This window comes from Lacinutrix sp. C3R15, assembly GCF_018860825.1.
Taxonomy (GTDB): Bacteria; Bacteroidota; Bacteroidia; order Flavobacteriales; family Flavobacteriaceae; genus Oceanihabitans.
The window spans coordinates 16250-32387 of the sequence record NZ_JAHKPZ010000004.1 but is presented as its reverse complement, the minus strand read 5'-3'; the positions used below and the strand labels follow the sequence as shown (position 1 = coordinate 32387).

At 32.3% G+C, this 16138-nt stretch carries 16 protein-coding genes; 10 read left to right on the top strand and 6 right to left on the bottom strand.

The window, feature by feature from the left end; translation table 11 throughout:
• Positions 1 to 80: 80 nt before the first annotated feature.
• Positions 81 to 689, top strand: coding sequence for a superoxide dismutase (locus KO494_RS00170; protein WP_215965561.1), 609 nt, complete (start codon positions 81 to 83; stop codon positions 687 to 689).
• A 566-nt stretch (positions 690 to 1255) separates the two neighbouring features.
• Here the strand turns inward: KO494_RS00170 and KO494_RS00165 are convergent.
• The 4 genes from KO494_RS00165 to KO494_RS00150 form a co-directional block, all read right to left on the bottom strand.
• Positions 1256 to 3154: an amidophosphoribosyltransferase gene (locus tag KO494_RS00165; protein WP_215965560.1), complete on the bottom strand. Its 1899-nt coding sequence runs from the start codon at positions 3152 to 3154 to the stop codon at positions 1256 to 1258.
• A 134-nt stretch (positions 3155 to 3288) separates the two neighbouring features.
• The gene (locus KO494_RS00160) at positions 3289 to 4218 is read right to left on the bottom strand and encodes a PfkB family carbohydrate kinase (RefSeq protein WP_215965559.1); all 930 of its coding nucleotides are present in this window, start codon (positions 4216 to 4218) and stop codon (positions 3289 to 3291) included.
• Positions 4219 to 4479: 261 nt separating this feature from the next.
• Positions 4480 to 5121: a viroplasmin family protein gene (locus tag KO494_RS00155; RefSeq protein ID WP_215965558.1), complete on the bottom strand. Its 642-nt coding sequence runs from the start codon at positions 5119 to 5121 to the stop codon at positions 4480 to 4482.
• 37 nt (positions 5122 to 5158) lie between these two features.
• The gene (locus tag KO494_RS00150) at positions 5159 to 5722 is read right to left on the bottom strand and encodes a phosphoribosylglycinamide formyltransferase (RefSeq protein WP_215965557.1); all 564 of its coding nucleotides are present in this window, start codon (positions 5720 to 5722) and stop codon (positions 5159 to 5161) included.
• 182 nt (positions 5723 to 5904) lie between these two features.
• Between KO494_RS00150 and KO494_RS00145 the strand changes: the two genes are divergently transcribed.
• From KO494_RS00145 to KO494_RS00120, 6 genes are all read left to right on the top strand, one after another.
• A complete protein-coding gene (locus KO494_RS00145; RefSeq protein WP_007647141.1) occupies positions 5905 to 6138 on the top strand; it encodes an acyl carrier protein in 234 nt (77 codons plus the stop codon).
• Positions 6139 to 6148: 10 nt separating this feature from the next.
• Positions 6149 to 7399 (top strand): beta-ketoacyl-ACP synthase II, encoded by a 1251-nt coding sequence (gene fabF, locus KO494_RS00140; protein ID WP_215965556.1) that lies wholly within the window; start codon positions 6149 to 6151, stop codon positions 7397 to 7399.
• Between the two features lie 5 nt (positions 7400 to 7404).
• Complete coding sequence (gene rnc, locus KO494_RS00135; protein ID WP_215965555.1) at positions 7405 to 8151, top strand: ribonuclease III; 747 nt, start codon at positions 7405 to 7407, stop codon at positions 8149 to 8151.
• 119 nt (positions 8152 to 8270) lie between these two features.
• The gene (locus tag KO494_RS00130; protein ID WP_252730202.1) at positions 8271 to 8747 is read left to right on the top strand and encodes an IPExxxVDY family protein; all 477 of its coding nucleotides are present in this window, start codon (positions 8271 to 8273) and stop codon (positions 8745 to 8747) included.
• Positions 8747 to 10189: a pyruvate kinase gene (pyk, locus tag KO494_RS00125; protein WP_215965554.1), complete on the top strand. Its 1443-nt coding sequence runs from the start codon at positions 8747 to 8749 to the stop codon at positions 10187 to 10189. The genes KO494_RS00130 and pyk overlap by 1 nt, the downstream gene beginning before the upstream one ends.
• A 232-nt stretch (positions 10190 to 10421) precedes the next feature.
• Positions 10422 to 10811 carry a hypothetical protein gene (locus tag KO494_RS00120; RefSeq protein ID WP_215965553.1) on the top strand — a complete coding sequence of 130 codons (390 nt, stop codon included), beginning with the start codon at positions 10422 to 10424 and terminating at the stop codon, positions 10809 to 10811.
• A gap of 17 nt (positions 10812 to 10828) precedes the next feature.
• On the opposite strand, the gene dinB is transcribed toward KO494_RS00120, so the two are convergent.
• Positions 10829 to 11932 (bottom strand): DNA polymerase IV, encoded by a 1104-nt coding sequence (dinB, locus tag KO494_RS00115; protein ID WP_215965552.1) that lies wholly within the window; start codon positions 11930 to 11932, stop codon positions 10829 to 10831.
• A 36-nt stretch (positions 11933 to 11968) separates the two neighbouring features.
• On the opposite strand from dinB, the gene KO494_RS00110 reads away from it, so the two are divergent.
• From KO494_RS00110 to KO494_RS00100, 3 genes are read left to right on the top strand one after another with little or no spacing between them, the layout of a single operon-like run.
• Entirely contained in the window at positions 11969 to 12631 is a 663-nt protein-coding gene (locus tag KO494_RS00110) for a lysoplasmalogenase (RefSeq protein ID WP_215965551.1), read from the top strand.
• Positions 12606 to 13109, top strand: coding sequence for a CYTH domain-containing protein (locus tag KO494_RS00105; RefSeq protein WP_215965550.1), 504 nt, complete (start codon positions 12606 to 12608; stop codon positions 13107 to 13109). Before KO494_RS00110 ends, KO494_RS00105 begins: the two co-directional genes overlap by 26 nt.
• A gap of 7 nt (positions 13110 to 13116) precedes the next feature.
• Positions 13117 to 13650 carry a YciI family protein gene (locus tag KO494_RS00100; RefSeq protein ID WP_215965549.1) on the top strand — a complete coding sequence of 178 codons (534 nt, stop codon included), beginning with the start codon at positions 13117 to 13119 and terminating at the stop codon, positions 13648 to 13650.
• On the opposite strand, the gene pbpC is transcribed toward KO494_RS00100, so the two are convergent.
• Positions 13651 to 16002: a penicillin-binding protein 1C gene (pbpC, locus tag KO494_RS00095; RefSeq protein WP_215965548.1), complete on the bottom strand. Its 2352-nt coding sequence runs from the start codon at positions 16000 to 16002 to the stop codon at positions 13651 to 13653.
• Positions 16003 to 16138 lie beyond the last annotated feature (136 nt).

Genomic DNA, 16138 nt, shown 5'->3' with positions numbered 1-16138 from the left:
AACTATTTATTATTTTTAATTGAAGGCATTTATGCGTAAATTTGAAAGAAATTAAATATTAACTAATAAAAAGAAATATTATGGCTTTCGAATTACCGAAATTAAAATATGCATATGATGCTTTAGAACCAAACATTGATGCTCGCACAATGGAGATTCACCATACCAAACATCATAATGGTTATACAACAAAATTAAACGCAGCAATTGAAGGAACAGATTTAGAAGGAAAATCTATTGAAGATATTCTTGGTAATCTTGATATGAATAATGCAGCGGTTAGAAATAATGGAGGAGGTTTTTATAACCACTCTTTATTTTGGGAAGTAATGAACCCAGAAGGAAAAGGACGTTTGTCTGGAGAATTAAAAGATGCTATTGAAGCGGCTTATGGTTCTGTAGATGCTTTTAAAGATACTTTTAGTAAAGCGGCAGCAACACAATTTGGTTCTGGTTGGGCTTGGTTATGTGTTCATAAAGGAGGAAAAGTAGAGGTTTGTTCTACACCAAATCAAGATAATCCATTAATGCCAGGAGTTACTTGTGAAGGTACACCAATTTTAGGATTAGATGTTTGGGAACACGCTTATTACTTAAATTACCAAAACAGAAGACCAGATTATATTGAAGCCTTTTTTAATGTAATTAACTGGAATGAAGTTGAAAGACGTTATGCAGAAGCTAAATAAGCTTTTACAATAAATAAAAGAATACCTAAATTATTAGGTATATAAAAAAAGGTGAACTAGCGTTCACCTTTTTTCGTCCCAAATCTACCATAAACTTAACCTACTTATGTTATGGTGATATTTATATAACGTAAAAATATTGTAAATAGTATAACTACTATATGTCTTTTTTTTTGTGAGGATGTAAAATGAAAAAAGCTGAACTAGCGTTCAGCTTTTTTGCCCCAAATCTACCATAAACTTAACCTACTTATGTTATGGTTTTACAAATATAAGCCTGCTTTGGTTAAATATTGAAAATTATTAGATAAACGACTAATATATTAGTCTAAAGGATAAAAAAGTCTGTTTTAGAAAGAAATATCTTATAAAACTGAAAAATAAAAAAGGTGAACTAATGTCCACCTTTTTTGCCCCAAATCTACCATAAACTTAACCTACTTATGTTATGGTATTACTAAAGTAGTTTTATTTCTTTTTGTAGAGAAATCTTTTAGACGAAATGCTTTTAATATAGATTAAGTGACTTAAAATCAAGCAATTATATAATTAAGTAAGAAAAATCTTTAATATGCGCGTTCGTTATTTCCTTCGTAAAAATTAATAAAAGCTCTATTTACTACTCTATTTCCTCCTACAGTAGGATAGTTTCCTGTAAAATACCAATCTCCTAAATTATTAGGACATGCTTTATGTAAATTACTAACTGGTTGAAATAATATTTTTACTTCTGCATTTACTGTTTCGTCACTTAATAGTTCTGAAATTTTATCTGAAATTTCATCATCTGTAAATGGATCATACAATTCTTTTACAAAGTTTTTAACTTCAGAATCGTGTAAGTCTATTTGCTTTTTACACTTATTGTATACTTCTTCTATTAAATGGTATTTGTTGTTTTCTTTTAATAAAGCTAACATTGCTCTAAAAGCAACTAATCCTTCTAGATTAGCCATGTCTATACCATAGCAATCTGGATAGCGAATTTGTGGTGCAGAAGAGACTACAACTATTTTTTTAGGATGTAGTCTATCCATCATTTTAATGATACTCTTTTTTAAAGTGGTACCTCTTACAATACTATCATCTATAATAACTAGGTTGTCGGTTGGTTTAATTACGCCATAGGTAACATCATATACATGTGCAACTAAATCATCTCTACTACTGTCTTCTGTAATAAAAGTTCTTAGCTTAACATCTTTAATAGCTATTTTTTCAATTCTTGTTCTTTCTGATAATATTTCAATAACGCGCTCTTTAGAGAGTTTACCATCTCCTGCAATTATTGCTTTTGTTTTCTTTTGGTTTAGGTGTTCGTCAACGGCTTCAATCATTCCGAAAAAGGAAGTCTCTGCTGTGTTAGGGATGTATGAAAAAACAGAGTTTTCAGTGTCGTTATTAATCGCTTCTAAAACTTTTGGCATTAATAATTTACCCAATTCTTTACGTTCTTGGTAAATTTCTGCATCACTTCCTCGAGAAAAATAGATGCGTTCAAAAGAACATGCTTTTCTTTCTAAAGGTTTTAAAATTTCTTGAATGGAAACCTCACCAGATTTTTTGGTAATGATTGCGTGTCCTGGTTCTAGTTCTTTTACTTGGTCAAAATCTACATTAAAAACAGTTTGTATTACTGGTCTTTCTGAAGCAACAACAACAACTTCATCATCTTGGTAATAATAGGTTGGTCTTATTCCGGCAGGATCACGAAGTACAAAAGAATCTCCATGCCCTAAAAGCCCAGCCATTGCATAACCTCCATCCCAGTTTTTTGCAGCTCTTCGTAAAATCTTGGCAACGTTTAATCTTTCCGCAATTAAAGGAGAACACTCATTTTTATTATAGCCTTCTTTTTTAAGTTTTTTATAAATTTTAGCAACAGCATCGTCTAAAAAGTGTCCAATTTTTTCCATTATTGTAATGGTGTCGGTATACTCTTTTGGGTGTTGGCCAAGATCTAACAGGTTTTTAAATAGCTCCTTAACATTTGTCATGTTAAAGTTTCCTGCAAGAATAAGATTTCTGTGCATCCAGTTATTTTGTCTTAAAAAAGGGTGTACACTTTCTACGCTATTTTTACCAAAGGTACCATAACGAACATGACCTAAAAGTACTTCGCCTATATATGGAATTTTACTTTTTTGTAAGGCAACGTCATTTAAGTATTCTGGATGATCTGTAAGCTCTTTGTTTATTCTAGCATTGATTTGTGCAAAAATATCTTGAATAGGTTGTTGTGCTATAGAGCGTACTCTGCTTATGTATCGTTCTCCTGGTTTAGTGTCTAGTTTAATACTTGCAAAACCAGCTCCATCTTGTCCTCTATTGTGTTGTTTCTCCATCATTAGGTACATTTTATTTACGCCATAAAATGCGGTACCATATTTTTCTTTGTAAAATTCTAATGGTTTTAAGAGTCTAATGTGTGCAATTCCACATTCATGTTTTAAAGCATCGCTCATCTTGTTATGTTGTGTTTGTTGTTCTTTTATTGTGTTTTACTTAACGTGCTAACTCCTTGTATTAAGCTATAATAGTTAAGAGTTTGTTGTTTAGCAGTAATAAAAAAACGCGCTCCATTTTAGAGCGCGTTTTTTTATTTTAATTCAATTTCAAATTGTGTTAAATCTTTAAACTGCTGCAAGCGCTCGTAGATTTCTTTATCTGTTAACGTTAACATGCGTTCGGTTCCAAATTTTTCTACACAAAACGATGCTAGTGCTGATCCGTATATTACAGCTTTCTTCATATTGTCAAAAGAAATGTTACCCGTTTTAGCAATGTATCCTGCAAAGCCACCTGCAAAAGTATCTCCTGCTCCTGTTGGGTCAAAAACTTCGGCTAGAGGTAATGCTGGTGCATAAAACATGTTTTCGTCATTAAATAATAAGGCTCCGTGTTCTCCTTTTTTAATAACTACATATTGAGGACCCATTTCATGTATTTTCTTTGCGGCATTTACTAAAGAATATTCTCCAGATAATTGGCGCGCTTCTTCGTCATTAATGGTAATAACATCTACGTTTTTTAATACTGCTTTTAAATCATCCATTGCAATATCCATCCAGAAGTTCATGGTGTCTAAAATAGCCAGTTTTGGTTTTTTAGACATTTGGTCAAGAACGCTTTGTTGTGTTAATGGATGTAGGTTTCCAAGCATTACAATATCTGCATCTTGGTAGTCTGTAGGTACAACAGGTGTAAAATGTTCTAGTACATTAAGTTCTGTTGCTAAAGTATCGCGAGAGTTCATATCGTTATGATATTTACCACTCCAAAAGAAGGTTTTGCCTTCTTTTACTATTTCTACTCCTTCTATATTTATTTTTCTTTCGGTTAATAGATTTAGATATTCTTCAGGGAAATCTCCACCAACAACAGAAACTGCTGCTGCATCTATATTATCAAAATTGGCTGCAGAAAAACCAATATACGTTGCTGCTCCTCCAAGAATTTTATCTGTTTTACCAAAAGGTGTTTCAATGGCATCAAAGGCTACAGTACCAACAATTACTAATTTGCTCATAAAGCGATATTGTTATTAATTTTTTGCAAATATACGTTTTTTAAAGACCAATAAAACTAAAAAATATTTGAATAAGATAATTTACATTACTTACCTAGTATTTACGTTTATTATAAGGTGTATGATTAATAAAAAATAGTAAACATAAATTAGTTGTTTTAGACGTGTAAATGGTAGAAGTATTACAATAAAAAATAGTAGAAAATTTAAAGTGTTATTTAAAACAGGTTTTTATTAAAAAGGATAGTAATAATAAGTGATTTATTTTCTTCCAAAATCTGCAGGTATTTCTCCCCAGGCTTTGGTTTCCCATTTTACAATGGTTGTAGTGTAGGTGTTTTTGTTTAACCAATCTATAGCACGATCTACTAAATCAAAAACAGGCTTGTTTTTTTCATTTCGTTTTAGTTTGGTGTTACAGGTTTTTTTGCGCACCCAACTCATTGCTGTTTTTGAGTCTGTATATATAATAAAGTTACTGTTGTGTTTTTTTAAAAAGCTTAATCCGTGAACCAAAGCTAAAAATTCACCAATGTTATTTGTTCCTTCGGCAAAAGGCCCTTGAATAAAAAGCTGTTTTTTAGATTTTGTTTCTACACCACGATATTCCATAACGCCAGGATTTCCAGAGGAAGCAGCGTCTACAGCAATAGAGTTGTAATTGGGTTGTCCTATTTTTTTTAATTGGTCTGGAGTAAGTTCGCTTTTAAATTTTTTATTGTTGCCTACATAATCTTTATAGCTGCCATTAAGTGCTTTTTTTGCGGCATCAAAAGTAGGAAAAGACTTGTATTGCGCACCTTGGTAATCCTTTATTTGCGCTTTGCAGTCATTCCAATTATCAAAAACACCAACATGGTGTCCTTTCCAAACCGTGTAATATTTTTTTTTCTTTTTACTCATCTTGTCATTTCTGTAAGAAGGTAGGAATTTTTTAAATTTAACTTAAAAGATCATTAACAACTTCTGGAAAGTGTTTCATTTCTAATGTATGAATCTTTTTAGCAACATCTTCGGCAGAGTCGGTAGGTTTTACTTCGCATTTTGCTTGAAAAATGATAGCTCCTTCATCATAATGTTCATTTACATAATGAATCGTTATTCCAGTTTCTTTTTCTTTATTGTTTACTACAGCTTCATGAACATGCATGCCATACATGCCTTTTCCTCCAAATTTTGGCAGCAAAGCAGGATGAACATTTATTACTTTATTCGTGAATTTTGCTAGAATATTTTCAGGGAATTTCCATAAAAAACCTGCCAGTACAATTAAGTCTGGTTGCTTGCTTATAAGTATGTCCAAGACATCATTGGTTTCAATAAAAGCTGTTTTGTTAAAAGATAATGCGCTAATTTTTAGTTTCTTACACCTGTCTAATACTTTGGCATGAGGATTGTTAGTTAGAACCTGAATAACAGACGCATTTTCTCTGTTGTGAAAAAACTTAATTAAATTTTCAGCATTAGTTCCACTTCCGGAAGCAAAAATTACAATACGTTTCATTTACAGATAATAATGTTAAAATTGTTCGAACAAAAAAAAGAATAATTATTAACAATTAGAGGTTAAAAAAGAATTATTCAGCTTTATTTATTAAATTAGAACCACATTTTTAAACTAAAAGTGTGTTTTAAAATAAAGTTTTTTATTTTTGCCATCTAATAAAACTTAAAATTAAAAAGATTATGTCAGACATTGCATCAAGAGTAAAAGCGATTATCGTAGACAAACTAGGAGTTGATGAAAACGAAGTTGTAACGGAAGCTAGCTTCACAAACGATTTAGGAGCAGACTCATTAGATACTGTAGAATTAATTATGGAGTTCGAAAAAGAATTCGATATTCAAATTCCAGATGATCAAGCTGAAAATATTGCAACAGTTGGTCAAGCTATTTCATACATAGAAGCAGCTAAATAAGAACAGATTTATGGAACTAAAGCGAGTTGTAGTTACAGGGTTAGGAGCATTAACACCAATTGGTAATACCAAAGATCAATATTGGCAAGCCTTAATAGATGGAAAAAGTGGTGCTGCGCCTATAACATATTTTGATACAGAAAAGTTCAAAACCAAGTTCGCTTGTGAAATAAAAAACTTTAATGCCACCGATTTTCTAGATAGAAAAGAGGCGCGTAAAATGGACAGGTTCACTCAGTACGCTATGGTAGCTTCAGACGAAGCTATCATAGATGCTAAGTTAAATCTTGATACCATTAATAAACTACGTGTAGGTGTTATTTGGGGAGCAGGAATTGGAGGATTGGAAACTTTTCAAAACGAAGTTTTAAACTTTGCAGAAGGAGATGGTACACCAAGATTTAATCCTTTCTTTATCCCAAAAATGATTGCAGATATTGCACCTGGAAATATTTCTATTAAAAATGGATTTATGGGTCCTAATTACACAACAGTTTCGGCTTGTGCCTCTTCTGCAAATGCAATGATTGATGCCTTAAACTATATTCGTTTAGGACATTGTGATGTTATTGTTACAGGAGGAAGTGAAGCAGCAGTTACTATTGCTGGAATGGGAGGTTTTAACGCCATGCATGCTTTATCTACTAGAAATGAAAGCCCAGAAACAGCATCTAGACCTTTTGACGCGACCAGAGATGGTTTTGTTTTAGGTGAAGGAGCAGGAGCTATTGTTTTAGAAGAATATGAACATGCAAAAGCTAGAGGAGCAAAAATATATGCTGAGGTATTAGGAGGAGGAATGTCTTCTGATGCATACCACATGACAGCACCACATCCTGATGGAATTGGAGTTATTGCTGTTATGAAAAATTGTTTAGAAAATGCAGGAGTGAAACCAGAAGAAGTAGACCATATAAATACACATGGTACCTCAACACCTCTAGGAGATGTTGCAGAACTTAAAGCTATTTCTGAAGTTTTTGGCGATCATGCAAAAAACATAAACATTAATTCTACAAAATCTATGACTGGTCATCTATTAGGAGCAGCAGGAGCTATAGAATCTATTGCATCTATACTTGCAATAGAACATGGCATTGTGCCTCCTACAATTAACCACAAAACGGTTGATGAAAATATAGATCCAGCATTAAACCTAACGCTTAACCATCCGCAAAAAAGAGAGGTTAAAGTAGCCATGAGCAATACCTTTGGCTTTGGTGGTCATAATGCTTGTGTATTATTTAAGAAGCTAGATTAATTTTAATGAGCTATATTAGTAACATATTTAAATCTCGTTCTAAAAGTAACGAAGATTTTTATATGGCTATTAGTAAAATTTTAAGCTTTAAACCAAAGAAATTAAAATTTTACCATACTGCTTTTACGCATCGCTCTATGAATATAAAAAATAGCAAAGGACATGCTATTAATTATGAACGATTAGAGTTTTTAGGTGACGCTATGTTAAGTGCTGTAATTGCACATCACTTATATATAGAAGTACCAAGTGGAGACGAAGGCTATCTTACCAAAATGCGTTCTAAAATTGTAAGTAGAGAGCACTTAAATGAACTTGGTAGAGACCTTGAGCTAATTAAACTTGTAGAAAGTAAAATACCAAAAGGTCAGTTTGGAGATAATATTCACGGAAACCTATTTGAAGCTTTAGTAGGTGCTATTTATCTAGATAGAGGCTATAAGTATTGTGAAAAATTTATCTACAAACGTATTATTACACCACATGTAGATATTGAAACTCTAGAAGGCAAGGTAATAAGTTATAAAAGCCTGCTTATAGAATGGTGCCAGAAAGAAAAGAAAAACTTTAATTATGATGTCTATGAAGATTCAGGTAATGATAACATCAGACATTTTTCGGTAAAACTTTCTATAGATAAAAAAGTTATATCTAAGGCACGTGCAACTTCAAAAAAGAAAGCAGAAGAAAAAGCCTCTAAACGTGCATTTTTTGCTTTGCAAAAACAAATTCCTAGACCATCTTCAAATTAAATTATATAGTACACAAACTATATCGTTTTCGTTAAAAAATACTGTTAAGATTAGCTATAGCTTAACATAGTTGTTCGTTTTTAATACTATATTTACAATAATTAAAAGGGATTAATATTTTGCGAAAACTAATTCTTGAAGATTTTATAGATGATATTGATTATACTTTAATAGGTATACACTGCTCTATTGAAGACTACAGGTTGACCTATTTAGTTAACCATTATTTAGGTTTAAAACTTAAAAGAAAAGATGTAGATATAGAATATAAAGACACATCTAGCTATTCTATTTTTGAATGGAATGACCAAAAACAGCAAACCATCTGGAATTTAGTTGCTAACATTAGCAAAATAGAAGTAAATGATGCAGTAGATGCTACTTCATTATTTGTAAATCAAGAAAAATTTACCAAAACAAACTATTTAATTCCCGAATACAAGAAAGTAAATTTTATTTTAAAGATAAGTGATGATCCTTATCAACACTTACAAAAGCAAGCTTTAAATAAAATTTTAGAAATACCTCAAGTAATAACTGCTTTTGGTATTGATGCAAACAAATTAAAAACTACAGAACAATTAATATTTAACTAATGTTAAAAAGAAAAAAAACAAAAATAGTAGCAACCTTAGGACCAGCAACAAGTACCAAAAAAGTATTAAAAGGTATGCTTGAAGAAGGTGTAGATGTATTTAGAATCAATTTTTCGCATGCAGATTATGATGATGTAAAAAACCGCATCAAAATGATACGTGAGCTAAATGAAGAATTTGGTTACAATGCAGCTATTTTAGGAGATTTACAAGGTCCAAAACTTCGTGTAGGAGTTATGAAAGGAGATGTTATTGTAAAAGAAGGAGATGAAATTATTTTTGCAACAGGAGAACGTTTTGAAGGAACTAAAAAACGTGTATACATGACGTATGATCGTTTTCCTCAAGATGCAAAACCAGGAGAACGCATTCTTTTAGACGATGGTAAACTTATATTTGAAGTAGTTTCTACAGACAAAAAAACCGAAGTTAAAGCTAAAGTTATTCAAGGAGGACCTCTTAAATCTAAAAAAGGAGTAAACCTACCAAATACCAATATATCACAACCTGCTTTAACCGAAAAAGATATTGAAGACGCCATTTTTGCTATAGAACAAAAGGTAGACTGGATGGCCTTGTCTTTTGTGCGTCATGCAGAAGATTTAATGCAATTAGAAGAACTAATTAAAAAACATAGCGAACATAAAATTCCTATTATAGCAAAAATTGAAAAACCAGAAGCCGTAGAAAATATAGACAAAATAGTTGCCTATTGTGACGGATTAATGGTTGCACGTGGTGATTTAGGAGTAGAAGTTCCTGCAGAACAAGTACCACTAATTCAAAAACAACTAGTACTTCGCGCTAAAAAAGCTAGAATTCCTGTAATTATTGCTACGCAAATGATGGAAACCATGATTTCTAGCCTTACACCAACAAGAGCAGAAGTAAATGATGTTGCTAACTCTGTAATGGATGGAGCAGATGCAGTAATGCTTTCTGGCGAAACCTCTGTTGGGCAATATCCAGTACAGGTAATCAAGCAAATGTCTAACATTATTAAAAGTGTAGAAGACTCTCCGCTTATTCAAGTACCACAATTACCACCACACATTCGTACCAAAAGATATATTACAAAGTCTATTTGTTATCATGCGGCAAATATGGCAAACGAAATTAATGCAAAAGGTATTTCAACACTTACCAATAGTGGGTATACAGCATTTCAAATTTCCGCTTGGCGACCAAAATCACACATCTTAGTATTTACATCTAACAAACGTATTTTAACACAGCTAAACTTGCTTTGGGGAGTTAAAGCATTCTATTACGATAAGTTTGTAAGCACAGACGAAACTATAGAAGACGTAAACGCCATAGCCTGTAAAAAAGGATACCTAGAAGTAGGAGACATGCTAATAAGCCTAGCAGCAATGCCAATTCAAGAAAAAGGAATGGTAAACACACTACGTGTAACCGAAATTACAAGCTGTAGTTTTTAATAAAATTTGGGCGTTACCACAAGGGTCGCGCTTTCACTACTCGCTCTCTGCGAGGAGCTCAAACAAACCGTTCAATCGCTAACGCGAAACCAAGAACAAAACAATAATTTAAACCAGTTACAACCCTGTAACTGGTTTTTTATTTCAGTACCATATAAAACAAACCAGCAATTAATTCAATTATAAACCTTACTTTTGAAGACTCAAAAATGTTTATTATAAACCGTAGTTTATGCCATACCAAGATGAATTTGTCCTTTTCTGGGAACAAGTAAAACAAAGTGTACAAGAAGGAAGATTTGCCAAATTAACTATGGCAAAAACCATTGGTAAGCAAGAATTAAAAAACATATTTGTAAGACCACTAGATACAGAAAGCGATTTTAATGTATTAGTAAAAGTACACTACAGACCTAAAGAAACAGAAGACAAAGAACAAGAACTTACCTTAGATCAAACTTTTGAATTTTTAAAAGGCTATTTATTAAAACCCTTTCTATCTGTTATTTTATTTACCACAACCAAAGATGTTACCTTTAAAGTAAATAAAAAAGGAGCAGGAAGCATTACCGAAAATGCACCAACATTTCGCGATGTTATTCTTGCTAAACGAGACATCTAGCATCTTTTATTAAATTTTTAAAAGCCAAATTGTAACTGTACACTAACCTCTTTTTTTTCAATTACAGGTTTTTTAGCTTTTTCGGTATTTAAATTAGATAAAGAAATACCAAGCAATCGTACCGAATTACTCATCTTTTCTTGATACAATAAGTCTTTAGCTGTTTCTAAAATAATGCTAGTATCACTAATAAAATAAGGCAAAGTTTTACTTCTTGTTTGTAAAGTAAAATCGCTGTATTTTATTTTTAGAGTTACTGTTTTCCCTGCAACTTTACTTTTTTTTAGGCGTCTGGACACTTCTTCAGCAATATGTTTTAATTTTTCAAGCATAAAAATTTCAGAAGAAAGGTTTTCGCTAAATGTGCGTTCTGCAGCAAGTGATTTTCTAGTTCTATTTGGTTTTACTTCGCTATTATGTATTCCGCGAACAATATAATAGTAGTAACGTCCAGATTTTCCAAAGTTTTCGTCAAGGTATTCTAGGGTTTTAGCTTTTAAATCTTTTCCCGTAAAAATTCCTTTTTGGTACATTTTTTCGGCAGTTACCTTACCAACACCATAAAATTTTCGGATATCTAAATCTTCTAAAAAGGTTAAAACCTCTTCCGGATTTACGGTTTTTTGTCCGTTAGGTTTATTATAATCACTAGCTACTTTAGCAATAAATTTATTGATACTAATTCCAGCAGATGCCGTTAAACCTATCTCGTTAAAAATACGATCTCTAATTTCTTTGGCAAGTAATGAAGCACTTGGGTTTCCTTTTTTGTTTTCAGTAACATCTAAATAGGCTTCGTCTAAAGAAAGTGGTTCTACTAAATTGGTATACTCGTAAAAAATTTTTTTTATTTTTTTCGATATTTCGGTATATCTTTCAAATCTGGGTTTTACAAAAATAAGTTCTGGGCAATTTCGTCTTGCTTGTGCGCCACTAATGGCACTTCGTACACCAAATTTTCTTGCTTCATAACTTGCAGCACTAACCACACCACGTGTTCCGCCTCCACCAACAGCAATAGGTTTTCCGCGTAGTTCAGGGTTATCCATTTGCTCTACAGAAGCATAAAATGCATCCATATCTACATGAATAATTTTTCTAATTGGTAAATCGCTTGACATGATGTAAATTTAGAAAATAATAGAATGAAACAATTCATGAAAAAAAGTATTCTTCTAATTTTAATAGTAATTTCTGTACTCTGTACCATTGTTTCGTCTTATATAAACAATAGCACTATGCACTATGTGTTTAAGCCATTATCTACAGTGCTTGTGATGTTATTACCTGTTTTGTATGCTAAAAATGGGTTAAAGCCTTATAAAATTATCCTGTTAATAGGGTTGCTTTTTTGCCTAATCGGCGATGTTTTTTTAATGTTTGATGCTTATTTTGTTTTGGGTTTGGCTTCCTTTTTAATTGGTCATGTGTTTTTTGTATATGCATTTACAAGCATTAATGGGTTTAGTGCTAGAATACAAACGTTGCTTCCGTTAGTAATAATTTCAGGACTCGTTTTTTTGTTTTTAAAAGATCATTTAGGTAATTTATTAATTCCTGTAATGCTTTATATAACTTGTATTGTTCTTATGGCATGGCAAGCTTTAAACCTATATATTTGGAAAAAAGAATATGGTTTTTTATTAATTACCATTGGTGCTTTTTTGTTTTTAGTTTCAGATTCTGTTTTAGCAATAAATAAGTTTGTTACTAATTTCACTATTGCACAATTTTTAATCTCAAGCACCTATTGGTCTGCAATTACATTAATTGCGCTTTCAACAATTTATATTAATGACAAATCAAAAACAGATATCTAATTTAGAAATAGAACGTAAATTTTTAGTAAAATCTACTGCGTTTAAAGACGAAGCTTTTAAACAAACAAGAATTGTACAAGGGTTTTTAAGTACTAATAAAAACAGAACCGTTCGCGTAAGATTAAAAGGAGAACAGGGTTTTTTAACTGTAAAAGGAGCGTCTTCAAAAAACGGATTATCGCGTTTTGAATGGGAAAAAGAAATCACTAAAACAGAAGCAGAATCCCTTTTGCAATTATGTAAAAAAGGAGTTATTGATAAAATACGATATGAAGTTAAAGTAAATAATCATATTTTTGAAGTAGATGAATTTTTTGGCGAAAACCAAGGATTAATCGTAGCTGAAGTAGAGTTGCAAACCGAAACGGAAACCTTTGTAAAACCAGATTGGTTAGGTAAAGAAGTGACCGGAAAAATAAAATATTATAATTCACAATTAAGTAGTAAACCTTTTGCTGCTTGGAAAAGAAATAAATAAAAGAACCATGAAACAATTTATAATTGTAATCCTTGTATGTACAACAATTCTTGCCTGTAAAAAAGAAAGTAAAACAGTTACAGATGAAATTTCAACCGTTCCAAATATGGATGCTGTAGAAGAGGTTGTAGATGAGGTTATAGAAGTAGAACCATCTGTTGCAGAAATTAAAGCAACATTAAAAGCTAAAGGTTTTGAAACGTTTGATTATGTAGACCCAAAAACACAAGATACTATACTCATGCAAAAATATTTCATGGCATTTTTAAAAACAGGACCAGTAAGAAGCCAGAATGAAGAGGTAGATAAAGGCTTGCAAGAAGAACATTTAGAGCATTTAAGTAGGATGTATACCGAAGGCTTTGCAGATTTAATAGGTCCTTTTGATGATGATGGAGATGTACGTGGTATTACTATCTATAACGTGCCAAATAAAAAAATGGCAGATAGCTTGGCTGCACTAGACCCAATGGTACAAGCTGGTCGTTTAGCTGTAGAGATTCGCCCTTGGTGGTGTGCAAAAGGACAATCTTTACGTTAGTTATTTAGATATTTCAATCCAACGTTTAGCTTCGTTACCAAACGCATCTACAACAGTGATTATGTGTTTTCCTACCATAGGTGAAATAGCCATATCATGAATGTCTTTTGTGGTGCCAATAAATTCAGCATCTACATACCAAAATAAAGTAGTTTCTGGTTTAGAATGTGCCATTTTTAAAATGAGTTCGTTTGTCTTTCCGTCAAAATCTTTAGGTAAAAAAACGGTTGTATTATCTTTAGGATAAATAAACTGCATAGAAATAACATTTTCACCTAAACAATCGCTTCTAAAACGAGGTAAAGGTTTATAAAAAGGGTTTTTAGTTTTGTAATAAAACTCCATTAAAGGAGGAAGCACAAACCAAGATTTGTTGGTAATATTACTAATATCCTCACACGAAGAGTTTACTTGGTATTGCTCATTTGCGTCTAAGTGAACCAATATGTGATAAGGACAAGGCTTGGTTTTTAATCCGCTAATTTGTATAAATTCATTCTGTGTTTCTTTACAATTTTCTGTTGCTCTATAACCGCTTTTTTTGCAAATAGTAACTTCTTGCATTTCATCAAAAGGTTTTGCAAACCACTCGCTATTTGGTAACAAATCAAAAACATCAAATAAAACAGGAGCAGCTGTTTGTACACCAACCAAACCAGGTCTACCTTCACCATCTGCATTACCAACCCAAACACCAACTACATAATCTTTGGTAGTACCAATTGCCCAGGCATCACGAAATCCAAAACTGGTTCCTGTTTTCCACGCAATTTGTTTCGAGCCATCAAAAAACTCCCAGCTTTCATCGCTTTCAGGCCTGTTTACTTCTTTTAAACTTTCATAAGTTAAGTAAATTGAAGCTGCGTCAAATAAGGTTTTGTCTAAAGTTTTCTTTCCAAAATCTATTTTCTCTGAAGCTAAAAAAGTAGGTTCACAAAATTCATTAGTAAAATATTGGCTAGAATTTTGGGTGTAATGGTTTATGGTAGAAGATAAAGAAGCATAGCTTTTACATAAATCCCAAAGATTGCTTTCTGCACCACCAAGAACTAAAGTTAAACCATAGTGATTAGCATTGTGTTTTAAATCTTTTAGCTTTAATTCTTTTAAATAATGATGAAATCGATCTAAACCAAACTCCTGTAGCATACGTACAGCAGGAACGTTTAAAGAACGCGATAAGGCAAGGCTTGCAGGAACAGCGCCATCAAATTCTTTATTGAAATTTTCAGGAACATAACTTCCGTATTGGGTTGGTACATCTGCAATTAAAGTGTTTGGTAGCAAATCTCCAGAATCTAACATGGCAGCATATAAAAACGGTTTTAAAATACTGCCTGTACTTCTGGGCTTGTCTATAATATCTACATCTTTTTGGTGTGTTTTGTCTGTTGCAGAGTTGCCAACGTAGGTTAAAATTTGTCGTGTTTTTACATCTATAACCAAAATAGATAAATTATGTATCTCATTTGTTTTTAATAGGTTATAGTGGTTTTTTGCAATGTAATTTGTTTGTTTTTGCAACTTTAAATTAATGGTTGTTTTTATTTTTTTTCCATAATTTGTTTTGGCTATTTTTTGCAATAAATGAGGAGCTGTTTGTGGTAAAGGGTAGGGTTTTTGTGGTAAACCTTCTGCAATAGATAGACTATAGGTAAGTGAGTCTATAATTGCTTTATCTAGCAGTTTTTTAAGTAAACGGTTTCGTTTTACAAGCAATTGTTTCTGGTTTTTTCCTGGGTAAATTAAACTTGGTGCATTTGGTAAAACAGCCAGTGTTGCGCTTTCTGCCCAGGAAAGTTGGTTTGCATTTCTGTTAAAATAACGCCAGGAAGCTGCGTCTATACCAACAACGTTTCCTCCAAAAGGAGCATGACTACTATATAAAGCTAAAATTTGTTCTTTGCTTTCGCGCAATTCTAATCGCGTAGCAAGAATCATTTCTTTTATTTTTTCAAAATAGGTTCTAGGTTGTCCTTTTCTAGAAAGCCTAATTACTTGCTGTGTGATGGTGCTTCCGCCACGTTTTACTTTGCCAGATTGTATGTTTTGTTTTAGTGCTTTAAAAATGGAAATAGGATTAAAACCTGGATGTTTGTAAAAATATTCGTCTTCAAACTGAATAATACAAGTTTTAAATTTTTCGGGCACAACATTGTTTTCTGGAAATCGCCATTGACCATCTTTTGCTATTTGCGCGCCAAGCAATTCGTTATTTGCACTTGTTATAACAGTAGCAGTTGGGTCTTTAAAAAGTGGCTTGGGTAAGCAGAAATAATAAACAAGCAAAAGTGCAGCAAGAATTACTGTTTTTATTTTATGTTGTTTTATGTAGGTTATTGTTTTGTTCATGTTTGCTTTTCGCTAAAGTGGCAATCTTATAAGTTTACCCTTCTGTCTTTGATTTTCTTATTGAAATCAAATCTACCTTCCCTTGAAAAAAGGGAAGGTGTTGTTCTAGGTGCTTTTCAAATTTTACTTTCATTTA

What these genes read in the sequence shown, in the direction of transcription:
- KO494_RS00170 (WP_215965561.1), top strand. Translation starts at nt 81, where the DNA reads ATGGCTTTCGAATTACCGAAATTAAAATATGCATATGATGCTTTAGAA.
- KO494_RS00165 (WP_215965560.1), bottom strand. Translation starts at nt 3,154, where the DNA reads ATGAGCGATGCTTTAAAACATGAATGTGGAATTGCACACATTAGACTC.
- KO494_RS00160 (WP_215965559.1), bottom strand. Translation starts at nt 4,218, where the DNA reads ATGAGCAAATTAGTAATTGTTGGTACTGTAGCCTTTGATGCCATTGAA.
- KO494_RS00155 (WP_215965558.1), bottom strand. Translation starts at nt 5,121, where the DNA reads ATGAGTAAAAAGAAAAAAAAATATTACACGGTTTGGAAAGGACACCAT.
- KO494_RS00150 (WP_215965557.1), bottom strand. Translation starts at nt 5,722, where the DNA reads ATGAAACGTATTGTAATTTTTGCTTCCGGAAGTGGAACTAATGCTGAA.
- KO494_RS00145 (WP_007647141.1), top strand. Translation starts at nt 5,905, where the DNA reads ATGTCAGACATTGCATCAAGAGTAAAAGCGATTATCGTAGACAAACTA.
- fabF (WP_215965556.1), top strand. Translation starts at nt 6,149, where the DNA reads ATGGAACTAAAGCGAGTTGTAGTTACAGGGTTAGGAGCATTAACACCA.
- rnc (WP_215965555.1), top strand. Translation starts at nt 7,405, where the DNA reads ATGAGCTATATTAGTAACATATTTAAATCTCGTTCTAAAAGTAACGAA.
- pyk (WP_215965554.1), top strand. Translation starts at nt 8,747, where the DNA reads ATGTTAAAAAGAAAAAAAACAAAAATAGTAGCAACCTTAGGACCAGCA.
- KO494_RS00120 (WP_215965553.1), top strand. Translation starts at nt 10,422, where the DNA reads ATGCCATACCAAGATGAATTTGTCCTTTTCTGGGAACAAGTAAAACAA.
- dinB (WP_215965552.1), bottom strand. Translation starts at nt 11,932, where the DNA reads ATGTCAAGCGATTTACCAATTAGAAAAATTATTCATGTAGATATGGAT.
- KO494_RS00110 (WP_215965551.1), top strand. Translation starts at nt 11,969, where the DNA reads ATGAAAAAAAGTATTCTTCTAATTTTAATAGTAATTTCTGTACTCTGT.
- KO494_RS00105 (WP_215965550.1), top strand. Translation starts at nt 12,606, where the DNA reads ATGACAAATCAAAAACAGATATCTAATTTAGAAATAGAACGTAAATTT.
- KO494_RS00100 (WP_215965549.1), top strand. Translation starts at nt 13,117, where the DNA reads ATGAAACAATTTATAATTGTAATCCTTGTATGTACAACAATTCTTGCC.
- pbpC (WP_215965548.1), bottom strand. Translation starts at nt 16,002, where the DNA reads ATGAACAAAACAATAACCTACATAAAACAACATAAAATAAAAACAGTA.